Annotated in this window: 19 protein-coding genes; all 19 read right to left on the bottom strand. The window is 35.6% G+C overall.

Annotated elements, in window-relative coordinates:
• Positions 1-87: 87 nt before the first annotated feature.
• A complete protein-coding gene (locus tag CWR45_RS04130; protein WP_115748542.1) occupies positions 88-882 on the bottom strand; it encodes an ABC transporter ATP-binding protein in 795 nt (264 codons plus the stop codon).
• Positions 875-1,867: an ABC transporter permease gene (locus CWR45_RS04125; RefSeq protein WP_115748541.1), complete on the bottom strand. Its 993-nt coding sequence runs from the start codon at positions 1,865-1,867 to the stop codon at positions 875-877. The genes CWR45_RS04130 and CWR45_RS04125 overlap by 8 nt, the downstream gene beginning before the upstream one ends.
• A 72-nt stretch (positions 1,868-1,939) precedes the next feature.
• Positions 1,940-2,938 carry an ABC transporter substrate-binding protein gene (locus CWR45_RS04120; RefSeq protein WP_115748540.1) on the bottom strand — a complete coding sequence of 333 codons (999 nt, stop codon included), beginning with the start codon at positions 2,936-2,938 and terminating at the stop codon, positions 1,940-1,942.
• 377 nt (positions 2,939-3,315) lie between these two features.
• Complete coding sequence (locus tag CWR45_RS04115; RefSeq protein ID WP_115748539.1) at positions 3,316-3,840, bottom strand: hypothetical protein; 525 nt, start codon at positions 3,838-3,840, stop codon at positions 3,316-3,318.
• A gap of 12 nt (positions 3,841-3,852) precedes the next feature.
• The gene (locus CWR45_RS04110) at positions 3,853-5,031 is read right to left on the bottom strand and encodes a ParM/StbA family protein (protein ID WP_115748538.1); all 1,179 of its coding nucleotides are present in this window, start codon (positions 5,029-5,031) and stop codon (positions 3,853-3,855) included.
• A gap of 393 nt (positions 5,032-5,424) precedes the next feature.
• Complete coding sequence (rlmN, locus tag CWR45_RS04105) at positions 5,425-6,492, bottom strand: dual-specificity RNA methyltransferase RlmN (RefSeq protein WP_115748537.1); 1,068 nt, start codon at positions 6,490-6,492, stop codon at positions 5,425-5,427.
• An 847-nt stretch (positions 6,493-7,339) separates the two neighbouring features.
• Positions 7,340-7,465 carry a hypothetical protein gene (locus tag CWR45_RS20275; protein ID WP_281271828.1) on the bottom strand — a complete coding sequence of 42 codons (126 nt, stop codon included), beginning with the start codon at positions 7,463-7,465 and terminating at the stop codon, positions 7,340-7,342.
• Between the two features lie 32 nt (positions 7,466-7,497).
• A complete protein-coding gene (locus CWR45_RS04100; protein WP_115748536.1) occupies positions 7,498-8,514 on the bottom strand; it encodes a metallophosphoesterase in 1,017 nt (338 codons plus the stop codon).
• Complete coding sequence (locus CWR45_RS04095; protein ID WP_115748535.1) at positions 8,471-9,187, bottom strand: hypothetical protein; 717 nt, start codon at positions 9,185-9,187, stop codon at positions 8,471-8,473. The genes CWR45_RS04100 and CWR45_RS04095 overlap by 44 nt, the downstream gene beginning before the upstream one ends.
• Before the next feature lie 107 nt (positions 9,188-9,294).
• The gene (locus tag CWR45_RS04090; RefSeq protein ID WP_115748534.1) at positions 9,295-11,091 is read right to left on the bottom strand and encodes an ABC transporter ATP-binding protein; all 1,797 of its coding nucleotides are present in this window, start codon (positions 11,089-11,091) and stop codon (positions 9,295-9,297) included.
• Positions 11,092-11,103: 12 nt separating this feature from the next.
• A complete protein-coding gene (locus CWR45_RS04085) occupies positions 11,104-12,285 on the bottom strand; it encodes a nucleotidyltransferase domain-containing protein (RefSeq protein WP_115748533.1) in 1,182 nt (393 codons plus the stop codon).
• A gap of 26 nt (positions 12,286-12,311) precedes the next feature.
• Positions 12,312-12,764 carry a lasso peptide biosynthesis B2 protein gene (locus CWR45_RS04080; RefSeq protein WP_115748532.1) on the bottom strand — a complete coding sequence of 151 codons (453 nt, stop codon included), beginning with the start codon at positions 12,762-12,764 and terminating at the stop codon, positions 12,312-12,314.
• A 6-nt stretch (positions 12,765-12,770) separates the two neighbouring features.
• The gene (locus CWR45_RS04075; RefSeq protein WP_115748531.1) at positions 12,771-13,070 is read right to left on the bottom strand and encodes a lasso peptide biosynthesis PqqD family chaperone; all 300 of its coding nucleotides are present in this window, start codon (positions 13,068-13,070) and stop codon (positions 12,771-12,773) included.
• Complete coding sequence (locus CWR45_RS04070) at positions 13,067-14,002, bottom strand: phosphoenolpyruvate carboxykinase (ATP) (RefSeq protein WP_115748530.1); 936 nt, start codon at positions 14,000-14,002, stop codon at positions 13,067-13,069. The genes CWR45_RS04075 and CWR45_RS04070 overlap by 4 nt, the downstream gene beginning before the upstream one ends.
• A 277-nt stretch (positions 14,003-14,279) precedes the next feature.
• Entirely contained in the window at positions 14,280-14,411 is a 132-nt protein-coding gene (locus CWR45_RS04065; protein ID WP_115748529.1) for a paeninodin family lasso peptide, read from the bottom strand.
• Positions 14,412-14,425: 14 nt separating this feature from the next.
• Positions 14,426-16,354 (bottom strand): lasso peptide isopeptide bond-forming cyclase, encoded by a 1,929-nt coding sequence (locus CWR45_RS04060; RefSeq protein ID WP_115748528.1) that lies wholly within the window; start codon positions 16,352-16,354, stop codon positions 14,426-14,428.
• 469 nt (positions 16,355-16,823) lie between these two features.
• Positions 16,824-18,350 carry a lipopolysaccharide biosynthesis protein gene (locus CWR45_RS04055; RefSeq protein WP_115748527.1) on the bottom strand — a complete coding sequence of 509 codons (1,527 nt, stop codon included), beginning with the start codon at positions 18,348-18,350 and terminating at the stop codon, positions 16,824-16,826.
• A 15-nt stretch (positions 18,351-18,365) separates the two neighbouring features.
• Positions 18,366-19,631, bottom strand: coding sequence for a peptidase (locus CWR45_RS04050; protein ID WP_115748526.1), 1,266 nt, complete (start codon positions 19,629-19,631; stop codon positions 18,366-18,368).
• Complete coding sequence (locus CWR45_RS04045) at positions 19,628-20,638, bottom strand: polysaccharide pyruvyl transferase family protein (RefSeq protein WP_115748525.1); 1,011 nt, start codon at positions 20,636-20,638, stop codon at positions 19,628-19,630. Before CWR45_RS04045 ends, CWR45_RS04050 begins: the two co-directional genes overlap by 4 nt.
• Positions 20,639-20,643: the final 5 nt, after the last annotated feature.

Below are 20,643 nucleotides of genomic sequence, written 5' to 3'. Positions count from 1 at the left end.
AATCCGAAATAATTCAAATTCTAACTAAAGAACTTTGAATCATAGTTCGGATTTTCCCCTGACAGAAACACTTTTTTCACTTTAATATTAACCTAAGACAACCCGATCATCTTCAAACTGGATGCCCCTAATTCGTTTAAACGCATGTAGTAAATCTTCAATTGTAAGTCTGCTTTTCTCCTCACCACGTACATCAAAAATAATCTGCCCTTTATCCATCATGATTAATCGATTTCCTAGATCAAGTGCTTGCTGCATATTATGAGTGACCATTAGCGTCGTTAATCCTGAGTTTCTTACCACTTCTTCAGTCAAACTGGTGATTAATGCCGCGCGCGCAGGATCGAGCGCCGCTGTATGTTCATCCAACAGTAGAATACTTGGTTCTGTAAAGGTAGTCATTAATAGTGAAAGTGCCTGTCGTTCTCCGCCGGACAATAAGCCAACCTTTGCTGTTAAACGGTTTTCTAGCCCTATGTTTAAGGTTTTAAGTTGTTCCTTGAACATTCCCTTTCGTTGTTTCGTAACGCCAAGCCTGAGCCTTCTCTTCTTATTTCGAGAATATGCAATTGCTAAATTTTCCTCAATCGTCATGGACGGCGATGTCCCTGCCATCGGGTCTTGAAAAACTCGCCCAACGAATGCAGACCGTTTATATTCTGGTAAATGCAGCATAGGTTCCCCATCAATAACAACATCGCCAAGATCTGGCATAAGATTACCGGAAATAACATTCATCAATGTCGACTTCCCTGCCCCGTTACTTCCTATAACGGTTATGAAATCACCCTGCTCAAGCTCGAGATTAATATTATCTAATGCCTTCTTCTCATCGGGAGTACCTTCATTAAAGGTAATCGATATATTATTTAATTTAAGCATCGCTACTCCCCCTCAGTTGTTGGTCAAGTTGCGCACGTTTTTGTTGTCTTCTCCTATTTTCTTTTCTAGCCTGCAGCACTCTCGGGATGACTAAAGCTGCAATCACTATAATCGCCGTTATCATTTTCATATCACCGGTCTCCATAAAGTCAATCCGTAATGCCAGCGTGACAATAATCCGGTAAATGATGGCGCCAAGAATTACTGCAAGCGTTGCTTTCGCGATAGTTTTTGTACTAAATAATGCTTCGCCAATAATAATCGATGCGAGCCCAATTACAATTAGCCCGAGACCCATATTTGCATCCGCAAAGCCACCTAGTTGACCTATTAATCCCCCAGCAGTAGCAACGAGTGCATTCGATATTCCCACACCAAAGATAATCAATAAATCTGTATTTGCTGATAAGCTTCGAACCATTTTCTTATTGTCCCCGATTGCTCGAAGCGCAAGACCAACCTCAGTCTTTAAGAAATAATCGGTTAAAAGCTTAATAATAATCGTTATCACAATCATAACGAGTAAAATCGCCCATGTTGTTGGTAACTGTTCTAAACCAATAGTGGACAAAATATTATTTAAGAAAGCGTCAATACCGGTTGCACTCCATAGAGACCCCAATTGATTAAATAGAGTTGTTTCCTGCAATAAGGATATGGTCGGTTGACCCATGATACGTAAGTTTATCGAGTATAATGCAGTCATCATTAGAATCCCTGCTAATAATGGATTAATTTTCCCCTTTGTATGGAGAACTCCTGTTAAGCATCCAGCAATGAAACCTGCAAATGCAGCGAGAATGGTTGCAGTAATAGGAGGAATCCCATTTACTATAGAGGATGCCGCTACTGCCGCTCCGGTAACAAAGCTCCCTTCCACAGTAAGGTCAGGAAAATCCAATATGCGGAACGTTAAATATACTCCTAAAGCCATTATCGCATAGATAATCCCCGATTCCATGGCACCGAATATTGATATAAACATGTGTTCATTCCTCTCTATCTATTCCTGAAGTTCTAAATGAGAGCTGGGTTCGAAAAGCCAGCTCTCACTCTATCATTTTGCTGTTTCGACGAATTTTGCTGTTTCATCCCATTCATCGTTCCATTCGACACCTTGCTCTTCTGCTGCCTCTTTATTGATAAATAATTGAATTTCTGGTGGATACTCTGCTGGAATGTCACTTACCGACTTCTCTCCCGTCAAAATATCGACAGCCATTTCACCAGCACGATGTCCAATCGTATAATAATCGATCCCAAATGTCGCAAAGCCACCTCTGCCTAAGGAATCAGGCTCACCAACAATAACTGGAATATCTTGTTCATTCGCTACACCAACAACACTTTCAAGCGCTGACACAACTGTATTATCTGTAATGATATAAAGTAAATCTACTTCACTAACTAAAGTCGTTGTCGCTTGCTGTACTTCAGCTGAATTAGCCACCGTTCGCTCAACAACTTGAATGCTCGTTCCTTCAGCAGCAGCCTTCACCGCATCAACCTGTGAAACTGAGTTTTGTTCACCGGCATTGTAAACCATACCAACTTTTGCATCTGGGAAATTAGCATCCATAAATTTAACCGTTTCTTTAATTGCATCTGGATGCAGGTCAACTACACCGGTAACATTTCCCCCCGCTTCTTCCATCGAAGGAACCAAACCAGCACCCACCGCATCTGTTACAGAAGTGAAAACAATTGGAATTTCTTTTGTAGCCTGTAATGCACCGAGCGCACTTGGAGTGGCATTAGCAAAAATCAAATCAACCTTATCTGCAACGAAGCCATCTGATATTGGCTTGACATTATTCTGATCATTTTGTGCACTTTGCAAATCATATTCAACATCTAATCCAGCCTCATCAAGTGCTGCTTGGAATCCCTTATAGGCATTATCAAGTGAAGGATGCTCAACATATTGGCTTGCACCTACTTTATATTTTTTTCCATCTCCTGCTGACTTTGCAGTACTCTCTGAATCCTCATTTGAACCACATGCAGCTAGGAATATAAGACCAATCATTGCAACTGCTAATATCAATTTCCGCAAAACACTTCCCCCTTTTACTAGACTAAAGTATCTGAATATTTATTCGTGATTATATCATATAAGTTTCCTAATCACGAGACATTTTTAACAATTTTCAAAAATAACTGTCCAAAAAGCAGGACAATATACTTATTATGCAAGTGAGCTATCAAAAAATTTCTTCGTTAAAGAAAGCTGATAATTGCTCAGTTCACAGTTGATGTAAAGTGTGAACTAGCTTGCTAAGAACTCTCAGGCGATTCACTCCAGAAATACACTACACTTTCTGCGGAGAGCTGGTGTGTCTACTTTATCTACATACCGAAGCAAATACGAACTGTGACTAAAGCAGCAAAAAAAAGCTACTGAATAATCATATTCAGCAGCTTCCTCTTTGTTTATTTATTCATACTTGAGAAGAAATCACCTAATGGGTTTTCTTCTTCCTTTTCAACCTCTTCATATTCTGGTAATTCAATCGCATTAAGATTTAGATCATCTAAATCCATTCCATTAGTTTCAATTACTTCATTCGTTTCCTCTGTTATGCCTGTCTCTTGAAGATACAGCGCCTCATCGATATTACTTGAATTACTATTGAGCGCTGCCAGCAATGTAGTTGATCGCATTGGATCACTTAATAATTGATATAAAATGCTGCCAATTAAAGCTTCCGAATGCTCATGCTTTAACCAGCTTCTCTGTTCCTTTGTCAACCTTTTTGGGAGAGGAATCGTTACAGTTTCTCTTTCTTTTGTCTGTGATTCGTTCAAAGCTTTTAGTACAAATTCAGCAATCGTACTAGAAAAGTTTCTTCGCTCTTTCTCCTTTAGCAGTGAAAGTTCCTTCAAAAGATAATCCGGCGTATCCGATGGTACACGAAACGTAATCGATTGTCCCCGCTCAATCCCTTTTTTCGTCATGCCCTCACCCTACTACTGTTCTTTAGTTGCCGCAGTTTCTTCCACCTTCACTTTATTATCCTGTGCTGATTGAAGTGTAAATTGCATAATTAATTTATAATATGCATTTGCCATCATCCAAATGCTTTCTTGCTCATCTTCAAAGAATTCTATATTAAAGCCATCAAGCTTGTTGTTTAATGCTTTAATATAATCCTTCAATACTGCCGAACCTCCACCAACGAAGTAGCAGATCTCTGATTGAGAGTTTTTCGACCAAACATTTCTTAAGTAACGGTATTCCTTTTTAGCAAGCTCTAATAAAATATGATCGGTAATATCATGGACATTTGTTCTGCTTCCTTTTACCATAATATGGTGACGATCATTCTTTCTTGTAATGATGTCCACAACATCACGACGGCTATCCAGCTCGACTCCATGTCTTGAGCGGATTTCTTCTCGAATTTCCTCTAATGACTCGGAAACACCTAAGTTAAATCCTTGTGCCTTATCATCATCCACATTACGATTTCTAATAACTGCAACATCTGTGGATAATCCACCAATATCTTGGATTAGAATTTGCTTATCAAGTAATTCCTTGTTAATAACTTTTAAATCGTTATCCATAATTAGGTTTACATATGCTGCAAAGCCTTCTGGATAAACTTTAACCTCATCAAATTTAATATTTACTTTTATCCCTTGATATTTTGGCGTTACTAGAAATTCCACCTGATGGACAGAACCTAATAATTGGGAACGATAGCCAACATCTTTTCCTTCTTTCACTTCTCTTAATGGCAAACCTGTTCCTAATGTATAATTTGCATCGATTACATCGTTTCTCGCTTTAAACGCATCACTCGATACTGCATCCAAAGCCAATGAAGCAAAGAGCATGATTAATGTTTGATCTTCTTCTGATTTACTACTACCTGGGTCAAGCTCCTGTGAATTTTGAGATTTCGTTGCTAGATTACCTACTCGATAGATAACACTGTTTTCTTCAAGTGCTGGTGAATGTACCCGAATATGAATATTATCCAATACATCTTTCTTATCTAGTTCCTCAATTCCGATTACCGGACGATCCTCTAAATCTGGCGCAATGATATTCGGGATATAAAATTGACCTTCAAGTTTACCGAACATTCCCTTTAGCGCGTCATTTCCTACATCGACTGCTGCAATTCTTGATTTTACCATTTAAACATTTCCCCTCTCCATATTATGAAACTTCAGTTGGTGAAGTTTTTCGGACTCTCTTGTATGTTTGATTTTCTATTGTTTTATATGTAATGAGTCTTTACTTCATTTAAATAGCAAATCCACTACTCTACTAGAATAAATGTTTAGACTAAAAATAGCAAACAGACTTTTTACGTATTCTTTATTGTTTACTTGTATACTTTTTGCACTCGTTATCATACCAACATGTGTGCATATTTGTATTCTTGTATACTTTAAAGAAAACAAATTTACTATTAAAGTATACTTGTAAACTTATTTGTATATATAAGTATTTATAGAGATTTGATAAAGGAAATTTATTCAAAGCAAAAAAAACAAGCCAAAATTCTACTTTGGCTTGTTATAGGATTATATTGCTTTCTTCTTATTAATTTGTTTACTTCTCAATTGTCCACAAGCAGCATCGATATCTGCTCCATTTTCCCAGCGAACACCACAGTTAATTCCACGTTCTTTTAATGTTTCATAAAACGCTTGAATCGACGTTGATTCACTACGTTGATAATCAATATGCTCATCGACCGTATTGTATGGTATCAAGTTAACATAGGCAAGATGACGATGATTATGAAGCAGTTTAGCGAGCTCGACTGCCTCTTCCTTATGATCATTAACATCCCTTAACATGATATATTCATACGTAATCCGACGATTTTTCTTTTCTAAATAGTATTCAATGGATTTCATAAGTTTCTCAATAGGGAATGCCTTATTAATCTTCATTATACTAGTTCGAAGCTCATTATTTGGCGCATGCAGCGAAACAGCTAAGTTAACTTGGATATCTGTATCGGCAAATTCGTAAATCTTATGCGCAAGACCACTAGTTGATACGGTAATATGTCTTGCACCAATGTTTAGCCCTTTATCATCGTTTACAACATATAAGAAGTCCATTAAGTTTGTAAAGTTATCTAATGGCTCCCCTATTCCCATAACAACGATATGGCTTACCCTCTCATCTTTCCCTTGTGCATCAAGGTGTTTTTGTACGTTCATAATCTGCTCAACAATTTCTGCACTTGTTAGATCTCGGTTTTTACGAAGCAGTCCACTTGCACAGAATGAACAACCAATATTACAACCAACCTGAGTCGTTACACAAACAGATAGCCCATAATGGAAGCGCATGAGTACTGTTTCGATTAGATTACCATCTGCCATCTTAAAGAGAAATTTAATCGTACCGTCTTTCGATTCTTGTCGAATATCCTCCTCAAGTGTGTGTAAAACAAAGTGTTCCTCTAACAAATCAATCGTTTCACTATTAACATTATTCATTTCGCTAAAGTTTGCAACACGTTTCTTATAAAGCCAATTCCAAACTTGATCTGCACGAAATCTCTTTTGCCCATGACTAGTAAGCCATTCTGTTAACTGGTCAAAGGTTAGTCCATAAATGGATTGTTTACTCATTTTGTACCCTCTTTCGATTCATTACATTTTTCTATCTTACATAATACTCCATATGAGGTTGAGTGGCAAATGGTTATTGATTTCGAGGATGAAAAATAATCCTTTTAGGAAAATAAATTCAATATAGCGGTACAAGGATGTTTAAGGAATTATATGGTGGGAATTTACTAAGAACATTGAGGAGAAGAAGCTACTCTTAACGCAGGTCGAAGGGGGATTTCTATTATTTACAAGTAATTTTATTTATGGAAGGCTAGAATTAAGACTTAGGACTAATATATGTGGGAGGGGAAAAATCAATAGTCTTGCCCATCCTACTAAGCTTCTACTTCGATACAAAATAGACATTAAACATCTCATTTTTGGACTACATCTGTGATGCTGAATGTCATTCTTGTGATGATATAACGGTCCCTCTGACGATATTCTGGTGCTCGTGCTGATTTATTATTTCTCCTGGCGATATCCACGGGCTCGTGCTGATTTATTCTTTCTCCTGGCGATATCCTAGAGCTCATGCTGATTTATTATTTCTCCTGCTGATATCCACGGCCTCATGCTGATTTATTATTTCTCCTGCTGATATCCACGGGCTCGTGCTGATTTATTCTTTCTCCTGCTGATATCCACAGGCTCATGCTGATTTATTATTTCTCCTGCTGATATCCACAGGCTCATGCTGATTTATTATTCCTCCTGGCGATATTCCCGGGTTCGTGCTGATTTATTCTTTCTCCTGACGATATCCACGGGCTCGTGCTGATTTATTATTTCTCCTGCTGATATCCTCGGGCTCGTGCTGATTTATTATTTCTCCTGCTGATATCCTCGGGCTCGTGCTGATTTATTATTTCTCCTGACGATATACTTGGGCTCGTGCTGATTTATTATTTCTCCTGCTGATATCCCTGGGCTCGTGCTGATTTAATGGTTCTCCTGCACCAATATCCCCAGCACACACCATTTTATTCAAAATCCTTCCCTCCCCCAACACAAGCTCAATATTCACCTTAAGCTTAGCACATTAATTTCAGGTGGATTTAAAAAGCGAAAGTTTAAAAATGAGATTGCATCACTACTACCAAGTCCAGAACTAACATATTGCTTCACTCCTTCATAACTCCAAAGCCCTTTCACCCGGTCCTTTGGTGGAAAGAAGCTATTTGGCTCATACCAAGGTTCAGGAATGAAGAATGCGCCAAGTATTGGTAATCGTATTTGTCCTCCATGGTAATGTCCAGCCATAATAAAATCGTAGTCCATCCATCCCATACCAGTGCTTTCCTGTATCGAATCAACTCTAACGTCTGGTATAGGATAATGATTCAGGGCAACGACTAGATCTTTGGATTTAATTTTATCTAGTACATTCATTTCGTCTAATAACTTCTCCTGATAATCAAGGTATAATTCAGATAAAAAATAATCAGGCTGCACAATGCCATTCGTTCTGCCTAAATACTCTGGTTCCTTGATTATTGAAAGCTCAAAATTGACAAAGTAAACCGTTGCACCACCGCCCACCGAGACTTTATTGACAGATTCGAGCAATTGGACACCCCTTGCTTCCATTCCATTAATAAAGGCACTCTTCTTCACATCTTGCTCTACCTCATAACTATCTGGATCAGTATTGCCTGGGACATACCAAGCATTTTTTTTATTTGTAATCCCATCAATTAAGTAATAAAAAGGATCGTAATTCTTACTTTCTGTGCTATCTAGCATATCCCCAGTAAAAACAATTGCATCATAATCAATCGCATTGATGGCTGCGATTAGTTTTGTTTGGTTTTCTCCAAACCACTTTTCATGCAGGTCACTAATTTGGAGGATTCGAAAGCCCTTAAGCTGTTCTGGCAGGTTATCGATAACTATCTCGTCTTCTACGACAATAAATCGGCGATTATCCCAAATCGTATAAACAGCAAGTATGATAGCAATAATAGCAATGGAAATCGATGTATATTTCAAATACCTAGACATATTCATCATATGAACTCGATCTTGTTCTACTACCAAAAGACTTCCTTTTACGATACAAGGAAATCTCCAATTGATTGTCACTTATCGTAAACATATAGCCTGGCGGGATTTGCATAATTTGCTCATATGGCGTGATAAACAGGCCTACTTCACTTTTCCTACCTTCATTATCATTCGTGAAAGTCGTAAACCATTTATCATTTAACACACCTTCTACATAAGGGAGTGTCAGCAAAGGGGCAATACTTGTGCAAAAAGCAAAGGTATTTTGATTATGATAATAGTATAGTGGCTCTTCACTCTTCTCACCTATTACCCCGTAAAGCATTTCCTCGATTCCATCCCAAATCACAAAGCTGAACTTACCAACTAAAAAATTTGGACAATCTCTTCCCCACTTTTGGTACGCTAGTAGAATCAATTGCCCATCCTGAACAGTCTCACGTTCTTCTTTTATTCCTAAACGATCAAATAACTCATCCCTGTTATCAAGATGCACATCAGCAGTTATCGCCATTTTCTTTTCAGCATCAACATATGGTAAGGTTTCTCCTAATTTAGGTACCACACTTCCGAGAAAAATCTGTCCCTGTTGCCAAAATATTGCTTCGTCTGAAGATCCGATTTTAATTGTTTTCATCAGCTTAAAACCATGATTACCAAGCATTGCTCCATTACTCATTTGATAAATACCAGCGATTGCAGGCATAATGACAGCCTCCTTTAATTTGTTTATAATGTTCTATAAAAAGAACGAAAACAACATAAAATAAACCCCATTTACTAATAGGGATTAAAGGTTAATTTAATTCACCGTTACTGAATTGCTTGCAATTGATTACGTAATAAATTGCTAAACATACTTGTCTTTTCATTCGATAGCTGGTCAAACCCGCCTTGCTGGATGATTTCCCCTTCTTCAAGCACAACTACTTGATCAGCATTTCTTATTGTCGATAAACGGTGTGCAATTACAATAATCGTCATCTTTCCTTTTAATCTTTCTAATGCTCGCTGTATTTTCTCCTCATTTTCCGTATCAAGCGCACTTGTCGCTTCATCCAATACTAGAATCGAAGGATTTCGTAAAATCGCACGTGCTAATACGAGACGTTGCCTTTCTCCACCAGATAACTTGATTCCACGATCTCCTATTAGTGAATCAAGCCCATCTGGGAGCTTATGAACAAATTCAGCAGCAGACGAGAACTCCAATGCTTCCCACATTTGCTTTTCACTTGCATCGGGTACTACTAACAAAAGATTTTCTCTGATACTAACATTAAACAAAAATGGATCCTGTGGTACATAACTAATTGCACTTCTTAAAGATAAAAGATTTTCTGTTGTTAATGCCTTTCCATCGATTAATACCTGGCCCGATTCAGGTTGATTTAATCCCATTAATAAATCGATTAGCGTGCTTTTACCTGCGCCAGAACGCCCAACAAAGGCTGTCATTTGATTACCTTGAATAACTAAATCAATCCCCTTTAATGCATAATGTGCGCCGTTTTGATTGTAACGGAAATAAACCCGATCACACTGAATGTGATGCTTAATATCAAGAGGGGCAATTTGTTTACCTTTTACCATTGCAAATTCTCTAGCGGATAAACACTCGTGTTGTAAGGCTTTAACAGCACGAAATGCTGGGATTGTTGTTGCTATTTGCTCCATCGACCCCTGGATTCCAGCAACTCTAGGCCACAGCCTAGAAAAAATGATAATCACCATCATCAGTTGAGCTGCCTGAGCACTAAACATACTGATTGCAATATAGATAAATAATGCAATAAATATTCCCGATGCAACTTTATAATATAATTGTGACGTTGTTTTTAATCTCATATATTCAATTTGTTCATTTTGCATCTTCTCAGTTATATCGTTGTACCATCTAATTCTCGAATCCTCTAATGAATTGCTCTTTATATCTTTGATGCCATTAACATGATCCGTTATCCCTGCTAGAAAACTTCTTCCTAATTCAAAATTCCTCCTCCCAAGCGCTAGTGATTGTTTAAGAAACTTTCGATTAAAGAAGATTAAGATTAGACCACAGAGCAAAACAAAAATAGTGATACTAGGTGAAAGCCAAAAGGCAAGACCAATCTGAATTAGCGTAAAAACAAGGGAAGCAACAAATTGTAAAACAGAATAGGTGCCAGTGCTTGTTCGGGAAATTTCTGACGTTAAGATATTAATCAAATCCGATTTTCGATGTTTAATAAAGAAATCCCAATTCGCATGGAGCAAAGAACGATATGTTTCCAGTCGCATATGTCTTAAGAACCCATGCTGAATCATTGCATTTTTAATCGTTAGATGTCGATTCAAGACATTTTGCCCGATAACGATGCCAATAAAGATGACCAAAATAAGTGGAAGCCCTAATGAACTAGGAATATTATCTAGAAAGCCAAACATATTTAATAGTGGCGAGCTCTCACCACCTAAATCGATTATTCCGCTCATGCTGATTAAAGGTACTAATAATAAGATACCGACCCCTTCTAAAAGCCCGATTGCAGTCATTGAAAATAAATTGATGTAAAGGATTTTTCCAGAATACTGATGAATTTGCTTTAAAAAATAAACGACATGTTTCATTCGTACATCCTCCTAGGTTAAAGCCTGCTTCCTTGTCTTTCTCCAAGCCCATAAAAATGGACGTAGCGGAAAATAGAGAAAATGCAAGGGCAGTGGTAAGGGCAATGTCTCTTTATCTTCAGGATATGGATACAGAAAGCTTAAGATGAAGATGCATTTCTGCCTAAATGACATTAATGCAAATAAATGCTGCTTATGATACTTTGCGGCACTTTCCGGAACTGGGTCCGTATGTAAATTGACCATTCTTTCAAGATAGAAGATCGCTCCCTGCGCTAGTTTCCAGGACCTCGCTCTAGTGCACAGTAGTTCCATTTTTGTGGACAGCTTCGTATTTAATAGCTCGGTGGCAAGGATTAAGCTCTGTCCCCCAAGATGAAGAGAATGGTAGTCTTGCAATAGTTTGTGAACTTCTTCTGCATTTAGCTCCTTTCCGACTAGCTGGTGAATATCAAGAAGCCACCGAATGCGCGACCAACCATGACGGGCACCATGTGCGATAAGAAATAAAAACAAATCTGACTTACCTAATAAATACATCGGTTGATTCGTTAATTTGCTTTGCCTTCTTCGTTCCCATAATTCCGCAAAGCCTGGTTCTTTAGCAGGTCCTGGACTTAATCGCCAATGGATTTCTACTTTAATTTTCTTTAGTGGATGGATAAAAGTGATATGATGGTGACGCCATTTCCAGTCATTCAAAACCGTTTTAATATAATCATCTTTTTGGTAACCCAGATCTAATAGTATTTCTTCCGCAGAATCAAGCTGTTCAATTGGTATTAGCACATCCAAATCACTCGATGTCCGAAGTGATATATCACCATATAAATCATGTGCAAGCGCAGGCCCTTTTAACAGCAGAACTGGGATATTATTCGCAGCAAACATTTTGCTTACCTCTTCCATTTCTGCTGTTAAAAAAAGCATTTGAAAGGTATTCTGCTTGTAATGTTTGTATATCTTATCAACCACGAATTCAGGGATAAGATTCCTATCTCCCATTCTTAATTTAGAGTAAAGTACTGGATATACACGGTGATGCATTGCTAAATCAATAAACATATCCCAATTAATAGCTTGGAACAAGTTCTTATTAATCTCTAGAATTTTGCTTGGGTTGTCATATTTCAATAATTCCAGGATTAAGCGCAATTCCTTTGGTATATTTTCAACATTCAGTTTTTCAACCAATACTTTCACCCACTTTATATTTCGAATTAGATTCTTTTTGCAAATTTATTAACAACCGTAAACCTCTCCATCACCTCTGAACCAGTTACATAAAAAGGACCGCTACGTAACCATGCATGGGCGATAAATTTTCCTTTTTCATCTTTCGCAGTACCCAAATAAAGCGTGCTCTCGATTTGACGCCTTTCCAACATTTTCATTGCAGCAATTGCCTTTACAAGACACTGACTCTCCCAAAAAGTATATCGACTCATAATATGAATGGCCTGCTTAATACGGGATAATGTTTCTCTATCTAAAGAATGAGAAGTATAGGCAGTTTCAGTCATTTGATCCCCTAAAGTGGGGGCAACTCTTGAAAATGGAAGACCCTTTAGAATACGTGCAAAACCAAGATAAATGTAAGATTCAAATAAGAGCATCTTTGTTTGCCTATTAAATGATAAAAAGGTTTTAAGCTTATTCAAGTGGTTCTCCATCCTTTCTTAGAATATTTTAGCCTCTATTAGCCCTTCTTTTAGTAATTTATCTAAAAAGGATAGGACCTGTTCCTCGCATTCTGCCTGACTAACATCATAGTGATCTATTAATCCAGCAACAAGTTTATCGACAGAAATGGGCTCAGTTATTCGTTCCCATATCGCGCCACCGATTTCACCCAAATTATAATACTTTCCATTTTGGATACTGAGCATCACTTTTTCCCCGTCCATATCACTGACAATGTTACCCTCTACTTGACTAACCCAATGCTGATTCGAAAGCGGCGTATGATCTTTAATCATTTGATTTTCTCTCCTTTGTTTATCTTACTTAAAATAAGATCTACTAGCTCATGCGCAGTAAAACGGCTTGTTGGACGACGCAATTGATATATTTCAAGCTGATGCATCATTTTCGCTGACATACCGAAGTGCCATTTCATTAGCCCCGCACGAGTAACGATAAAATTACGGTATGTATGGTTAAATAAAGTATAGAATCGTTCCATTTTTTGAATCGGAATAATTTCAATTTCTTCCTTGCCTGTTTTAGTTAGTTCAAATACGCCAGCAAGTGGCATCGGTTCTTTGGCGAACTGGGCGGATACTGGGACGGCAAATTTCGTTTCTCTTTCTATGATTGGTCGTAGCACTTTTGACTCCATCCCAAATTGATGCAAACTTTCCAACCATAATTTCTGCTGTGGATAGGCTGGTGTTACCATCGGAATATTATCTGCAGATAAGGTCACTGGGATGACATCATCACTTAGAAGCTGATAGCCTCGCTTTAAAAATGCTGAAGCTAGGGTCGATTTTCCTGCACCAGAATCACCCACGATTGCATAGGCATTGCCCTCAATCACAATCGCGCTACCATGTAATGGAAGGATTTCCCTTTGCATCAGTAGTACACCCATACAAGTTCCAAGGATATAAAGTCGAATTTGGTCTTCTCTAGATTCTACAATTGGTAAAACAGAAATAAGATTCCCATTTTCTATTTTAAAAATAGCAACACCTGGAACTTCGAACATGCATAAGCTTTCTTTTACATAGAAGTAGCTATCATTATTTTTCACTTTTGACCATTGATCGACTATATCCAATTTAATAATCTTTACATCTGGAATGTCTCCATTTAATTGTATATCGGGTAATTCTGGTAGTTCAAATTCACTAGAGATAATCAGGCCGAAAGATCTATAAGTTGTTTTCTTAGCTGATTTTAACATGTAAATATCACCTACTTTTTGTTATCATCGTAGTAAATCACTCAAATAATTAGTAAGATTTACTTCACAACATGTTCTTTATAATGAACAAATAACTTAAAAAAATACTGCCGTTAATCATTATATAGAGAACGGCTCGTCTTATAATTACTTTATCAATGATATTTATTATTTGAAATGGAGAATTCCTATACTTTTACTAAGGATAGGAATTCTCTAAGACTTACTAAGTTTTGTTAAATAATAATAAAATTCTAGATGAATTTAGATAGTTTTCTTAACTAAATGTAATAAGATCTTTATGCGTTTTGGGGTCAAATGCGGCATCAGTATAGTCCCCACCATTTCCTAACATTGTTCTATTTACGTCCAATACTTCCAACACTGGATTATTCCATTCCTTTTTCATATTAACACCTCCTTTCAATCAAACTTTTTTATGAATCGATAAACAATCAAACAACGCATTAGTATTTTATAATTTGGATTAGTAGCATATTCTGGCTTTGCGCCTTCTTCTAAAATTGAAATTGAATCATTAATTACTTTAGTATCTATATATTTTTGAAACTCTTTATCACTGCTCATCTGTCTTAATTCATTAGTAAATTCTTCCCAAAATGGAACCATTCGATGAACCCAATCAACTCCTTGAACTCCATGGATTCTTTGATTCAATCGAACGCTATCAGGTAAAATCTTTTCAGTAGCATTACGGATAAGAGCCCGATCCATCCCATTTTCAACATATTGATTCTCAGGAACAGAAAGACAGAATTTAACAACACGTAGGTCATTCGTTGGATCCCGTTTCCATACTCCATAGCGTAAAGATAACTTTGTTGCTAATGTATTTGTTGCATTCCAATTAAATACATCTTTAAAATGTTCCTTTCTATATTCATATATTGATTGTAATGGGATAGACTTTCGACTATCCTTAATTCTATTAAATACTCCGCTCTTCTCTGCAAATTCAGGATTTATGAATAATGGTAATTGATAAGGTTTATCTTTTGAAATGATTTGATTAATTGTTGGAAATCCTATTTTGGCAATTAGGGGCAAAGTACGTAACCTTGATCCCCCCATCTTATGACTAAAGCTATCCAGCTCTCTGAAAAGATAAATCCACTTTATCTTCTTCAAAAGTTGAGCGTAATAATCTAAAGCAGAGCCCCAAGAGATGGTAAAATTACCTCTATCACCATTAAGTAATACTCCTACCCCTTCACTACGTGCTTTTTCCACAACCCCATGTAACCAAAAGGAGTTTTCAAAGAACTTATAGGGCATCTCCATCATTTCAAGAAAACTATCAATTTCTGTAAAGGAATTTCTACCTTCAAAATCAAAATAGTGATCTTTAATCCCCCCAACATGTTGTACAGTTGAACGAATATATGGTCTCTCGTCTGCTTGTAAATATTTTGGTGTATAGTCTTTAAAATCACTAGGGGGGATATAACTAAAACTATCTAAAGTTTTTCCACTTTCCTGTAATTCCTTTGCAGCGAAACCTACAACCGCACCAGAATCTAAACCACCGCTAAGTTGCGCACCAACTTTTCGATATGTACGTAAACGCGAGGTGACTGCTTCTTGAAATACCTCTTGAAAGGCCTCTACATATTCATCAGTTGAGTTCAATTTCAGCTTTTCACCAGAAGTTATTGTACTGTACCTCGTAATTTTGACCTTATTTTCATTTACAGAAATACTATGTGAAGGAGGTATTTGCCTAATACTTTGATATGGAGTAATTGAGGCATTCTCTGTATCAATCATCCCTGAAACAGCTAAATACTCCGCTATCCATTTTTCATTTATCCTCTTTTTTATATATGGTAATGTTAATAAAGGCTCTATTGTTGTACAAAAGGCAAAACGTTCATGGTTCTCATAATAGTAAAGAGTTCTGGTACCAGAAAAATCACGTGCGCCAAAAAGTTTTTCCTCATTTCTGTCCCAAATCATGAAAGCAAAATCACCAATTAAATATTTTGGAACTTCTTCCCCCCATTTACAGTAAGCTAATAAAATCAACTGACTATCAGGCATTGTCGTTCTTTTTTCTCGATCCACTTGTAATCTATCAAATAATTCTCTACGATTATCGATAATGGCATCAGCAGTAATCGCTAATTGTCTCTCATGATCATTATAAGGTAGTTGCTCATCCACTGATTCTGGTGTGATCCATTGTGCATGACAACCTAAAAATATATTCTCCTGCTGCCAAATTTGCGCATCATCAGCAGGAAACTTCTGTAATACCTTCATGATTCCATGACCATGATTGACTGGTAACGGTTCTTTATTTAGATGATAAATGCCAGCTATTGCGCTCATTTTTCCTCTCCGATTCAAGGTATTTTATGTTGGATTTAAAAATGAAAATTTATTATTTTATTCTTTATTAAGAACAAAATAATCCTAGAGATTCCATGATGCTGTAATAAACAGATTATAACATCATCAGAAAATGATGGTTTTATTCGTAGTTAATCATGAAGATTGATTTTAGTGAATTATAAGGAAACTAGGTCAAACGTCACATTTGTGCTATATAATGAACGATACTATAATTCTATCAACAAAGCAATACTTTGATTTATTTTTTCTATAGACAATAATCGACATTGTATTAACTAACTATTATTCCTGCAAACTTATTACCCTTATTAATAAACCAAACCTAACTATTTTAATAACTACGATTTACAATTATCCATACACAAATCGAGATTAAGTAAAGCAATATAATTCCATTTAATAAAGGTTAAAAATTATACTGTTCATTTACTCAATAGGACCATCGTTAAATTGTTTGAGACTTGTTCGCCATATTTCTAACTATTTTCCAAAGATATAAAAATTCCTTTGATTTTCTAAACAAAATTAAGAAAATGATATTTGGCACAATTAGACATATTGCACTTCTAAAGACTATGTTAATAATCGCATTACTATTGAAAAAATTACTCCCAATAAAGTTGGTTAATACAATAGTAATAACAACCAGCAGCGTAAAGGATATATATCGAATAAAATGTGACTTTACTGATCTGTAAAATACAAACTTAAATATAACGAATGGATCGTACCAGAAATATACACATAGTCGACTGATAACCGTTCCTAAAAACACCCCCGCTATACCAATAAATTTTATGAGAACAATTGACACAATGATATTTAAACCTGCAGCAATTAAAGGTCTATATTTCCCTTTCTTAAATAGTCCAGTAGTTTCTCTAAAAGTTGTAGTTGCATTTTGCATTCCAGCAGTATAAAAACTTAATATTATCGCAAATACAATAAACATATCCAGAAGATATTGTTCACCCAACCACAATGATATAAATGGATTAATTAAATTCCAAAGACATATAGCACAAAATCCATAAATCCAAAAATTTGCAAAGTTAATTACACGAAAAATAAAATATTTCTTTTCTTTACTCTCTTTTACATTCAAATTTCCAACGCTTGCGGTAATTGAGTGAAATAAGTAACTTATCAGCGTAGAAATTGTACTTATAATCAATAAATAATTGGAATAAATACCCACCCAAGTAATCCCTGCAAATATTGAAATAATAATATTATCTGTACCGTTTATAATAACACCACTAATTTTGTATAAAAAAAGAGAATACAAATTCTCGTAAAATAGTTTTCTATCTTCTTTAGCTAGACTTGCATTATTACTCTCTTTTAAAAACGGGTATAACTTGTTTGCTTTATTTGCAATATAAGCATTTTCAATTATTCTAAATACAACCTGAGTTGAAAGCACTGCAATATAATTTCTTGTGGTTAACAACAAGATAATTAGGGGAATGTTAGAGATAATTGTAAAAATGCTATGTATTTTTGAAATCACATGATTCCGCTGATCAGCAATAATAATTGATTGCTTATATACAAAGTAATAAGAGGTAGCAGATTGTAATAAAAATAGTATATAGATTAGATTTATATTTTTTATATTCGTATCACCATTCATAAGGAAAGGAAGAAAAGGCAGCAATGATAATCCAATAGTTAATACTATTAAACCTATTATTCTATATGCCTTTTTATATAAATTCATTAAAGCCTGTATTTTGTAAGTATCATTTTCAGCCAAAGGCTTATATAAACTATAAATCATTGCAGTATCGAAGCCTAAGTTTGCTAGTGATAACATTAACAAAATACTTGTAAAAAGACCATCTACACCCAAGTATTCGATTCCTAGTGTGTAAATAAAAACAGTTCGGACGACAAACCCCATTACTAGACTGATTATTTGACCAGAAATACCAAAGATCATATTATTAAGTGAATTTTGGATTCTCATAAATACGCCTTCTATTTAAGTATTTTGTGCAAGCTTTCCATTTAGCCATGTTCTAATTCTCCTTTTTACAATAGGGAGGAACTTAGTGACTCTATATTTAATTAAGGATTTCTTGCGTTCAGTAACAAAATCATAATCCAAAAACCAATCTAATAGGTCGGGATAAAGGATATTGTCACGATTTTCTCTCATTCTATTTATAGATAGTTTCCACTGCATAATTTTTGATGGATTGAAATACTTGATATTTTCTTCTAAAAAATTATTTATATGCCTTGATAGATTATCAGGAATATTAAACCCGAAATTCTGTGGATTTTCCCCTTCAGCCACAATTCCTATTATTGTTCGAAGGCATTTTTCACAATTACAGCAGTTTCCCTTATTTAAGAAACATACTCTTATATCAACATACTTATTTTCATTTGAGTAATGATCAACTACAATTTTTACTTTTTGTTGTCTATTAATCTCATAACCGTCGTGAAATACTTTACCAGAAGCATATTTTATCTCATTATCTACAGTAGGATCTGATGCGCATTTAGCTTTATAACCTTTGAAGAAAGAACTTGCAATGTAAATACATTCTACTTTTAACTGATAGGCAATAGGAATAGCCGCGGATATTATCGCTAAGCTGTGATGCAATCCATGCCACCATGAATCTCCAAGCCTTTTTAAAAAATCACGATCAATCGATTGTGCATTCATAAACGTTCCATAATTAGAGTCAATAAGGATGTTGGTCAATCCATTATCCATTGCGAAACGAATCACATGTTTTTTATCTTGATTCCATACCTCACTTTTTTGAATATCATCATGGTGCCATGCATATTCTGTAATTAACAGTGGCTTTTTATCCTTTAATCTAATATATGTTGCAAGTGCATCAAGACCTCCACTGAATAATTGGGCTGCTTCTTGCTCTGGAACATAGGAATTATTAACAAGACTAGAAGTTAAGATTTGTCCCTTAAATGTAACCTCAGGATACATATTCTGATAAGCTTCCTTTATATTGCTTAGACAATCATGAAACGACTCGTCTAATTCAGATACACTTATCGACGAGTCTGTTATCCAAGCAAGCGGTGCTATATTTGCAACAAAAGGGATAGTTAATATACTTATAGGAATGTCATTTGCGTCAACATTATACTCCATAAACAAATGATTACTTTTTTTAAAATACTTCTGTACTTTACCATTAACAGTAAAAAAGTAATCCACCCTATTACCTTTAACTATTATTTCATCAAGGATTATATTTTTCATATTACACCCCTAGCGTTTAAAATTATTTCTGAGCTTTGTTGAGGTTCAAATTGGTTAAGCCATTTTTCTACGAGACCAAAATCTAATCTAATATCTGTTACAAAATCAGAATTAATCATATTATCCAAATTATGGATATCCTCCCTATCAACTAGGTTGAGATTATAAGTTTCCCCCATACCACGAGCCCTTTCGTCTATACTAATAATAATTGATCTCTTTCTATGCCGCATTGCAAATATGCCTCCATGTAGTCGGGTCCCTATATAATCAACGTCAGTGCTCAGCAATTTTTCATAATCCTCTATAGTGGGTGGTATTATTCGTATATTTTCTATATTTTTAAATCCTTTAAGATAACTTAAATCATCTATACCTTGAATCCAAAAATATATGTATTTATAATTTAAGTTAAGTATATCTAAAAATAATTGATCCTGTTTACTTCCATTAGTATTTGGTGTAAGTGTAAAGACAACAGATTCTGATTTTTTTGTTGGAATATCATTACACAATTCTGGAGTGAGTGACCACAAAGTAGCGCATCCTGTATTTATTGCTTCAAATCCCATTTCTTCTAACATTATCTTTGTTCTTTCATCTCTAACACTATGAATGAATTCATGTGATAGAACCTTTTTGTAAAGCATTTTTGTATATCTATTAATCTTATTGCCCTTACCAGCTCCAACACCAACCAAAATACTTCCAGTTAATGGTCCATAATTAAACATGTTAATATTCCATTGTGGGAAGTGAGTTAACATATCCATTGTTAATAAATTTGAGCCACCTACAAATTTATATTTTGCGTTACTATAAATATTTAATCTGCTAGATCTTCTAGCTACTTGATACCAATGAAAGGGAGAAACATGTGTTGGAAGTGTTAATACATAACTATTCTTAGTTATCTCTAATAGCTGACTTTTTATACATTTCATAATTATGTCATCGCCTTTATTAAGAGAACCTACTGACGTATCTAATATCAAAATGTTATCCACGTAAC

This window comes from Oceanobacillus chungangensis, assembly GCF_003369565.1.
In the GTDB taxonomy this organism is placed as follows: Bacteria; Bacillota; Bacilli; order Bacillales; family Amphibacillaceae; genus Oceanobacillus; species Oceanobacillus chungangensis.
This window is presented reverse-complemented; position numbering and strand designations above follow the sequence as displayed.

What these genes read in the sequence shown, in the direction of transcription:
- CWR45_RS04060 (WP_115748528.1), bottom strand. Translation starts at nt 16,354, where the DNA reads ATGAGCGCAATAGCTGGCATTTATCATCTAAATAAAGAACCGTTACCA.
- CWR45_RS04070 (WP_115748530.1), bottom strand. Translation starts at nt 14,002, where the DNA reads ATGTTAAAATCAGCTAAGAAAACAACTTATAGATCTTTCGGCCTGATT.
- CWR45_RS04055 (WP_115748527.1), bottom strand. Translation starts at nt 18,350, where the DNA reads ATGAGAATCCAAAATTCACTTAATAATATGATCTTTGGTATTTCTGGT.
- CWR45_RS04065 (WP_115748529.1), bottom strand. Translation starts at nt 14,411, where the DNA reads ATGAAAAAGGAATGGAATAATCCAGTGTTGGAAGTATTGGACGTAAAT.
- CWR45_RS04125 (WP_115748541.1), bottom strand. Translation starts at nt 1,867, where the DNA reads ATGTTTATATCAATATTCGGTGCCATGGAATCGGGGATTATCTATGCG.
- rlmN (WP_115748537.1), bottom strand. Translation starts at nt 6,492, where the DNA reads ATGAGTAAACAATCCATTTATGGACTAACCTTTGACCAGTTAACAGAA.
- CWR45_RS04110 (WP_115748538.1), bottom strand. Translation starts at nt 5,031, where the DNA reads ATGGTAAAATCAAGAATTGCAGCAGTCGATGTAGGAAATGACGCGCTA.
- CWR45_RS04075 (WP_115748531.1), bottom strand. Translation starts at nt 13,070, where the DNA reads ATGATTAAAGATCATACGCCGCTTTCGAATCAGCATTGGGTTAGTCAA.
- CWR45_RS04115 (WP_115748539.1), bottom strand. Translation starts at nt 3,840, where the DNA reads ATGACGAAAAAAGGGATTGAGCGGGGACAATCGATTACGTTTCGTGTA.
- CWR45_RS04130 (WP_115748542.1), bottom strand. Translation starts at nt 882, where the DNA reads ATGCTTAAATTAAATAATATATCGATTACCTTTAATGAAGGTACTCCC.
- CWR45_RS04050 (WP_115748526.1), bottom strand. Translation starts at nt 19,631, where the DNA reads ATGAAAAATATAATCCTTGATGAAATAATAGTTAAAGGTAATAGGGTG.
- CWR45_RS04090 (WP_115748534.1), bottom strand. Translation starts at nt 11,091, where the DNA reads ATGAAACATGTCGTTTATTTTTTAAAGCAAATTCATCAGTATTCTGGA.
- CWR45_RS04095 (WP_115748535.1), bottom strand. Translation starts at nt 9,187, where the DNA reads ATGCCTGCAATCGCTGGTATTTATCAAATGAGTAATGGAGCAATGCTT.
- CWR45_RS04080 (WP_115748532.1), bottom strand. Translation starts at nt 12,764, where the DNA reads ATGGAGAACCACTTGAATAAGCTTAAAACCTTTTTATCATTTAATAGG.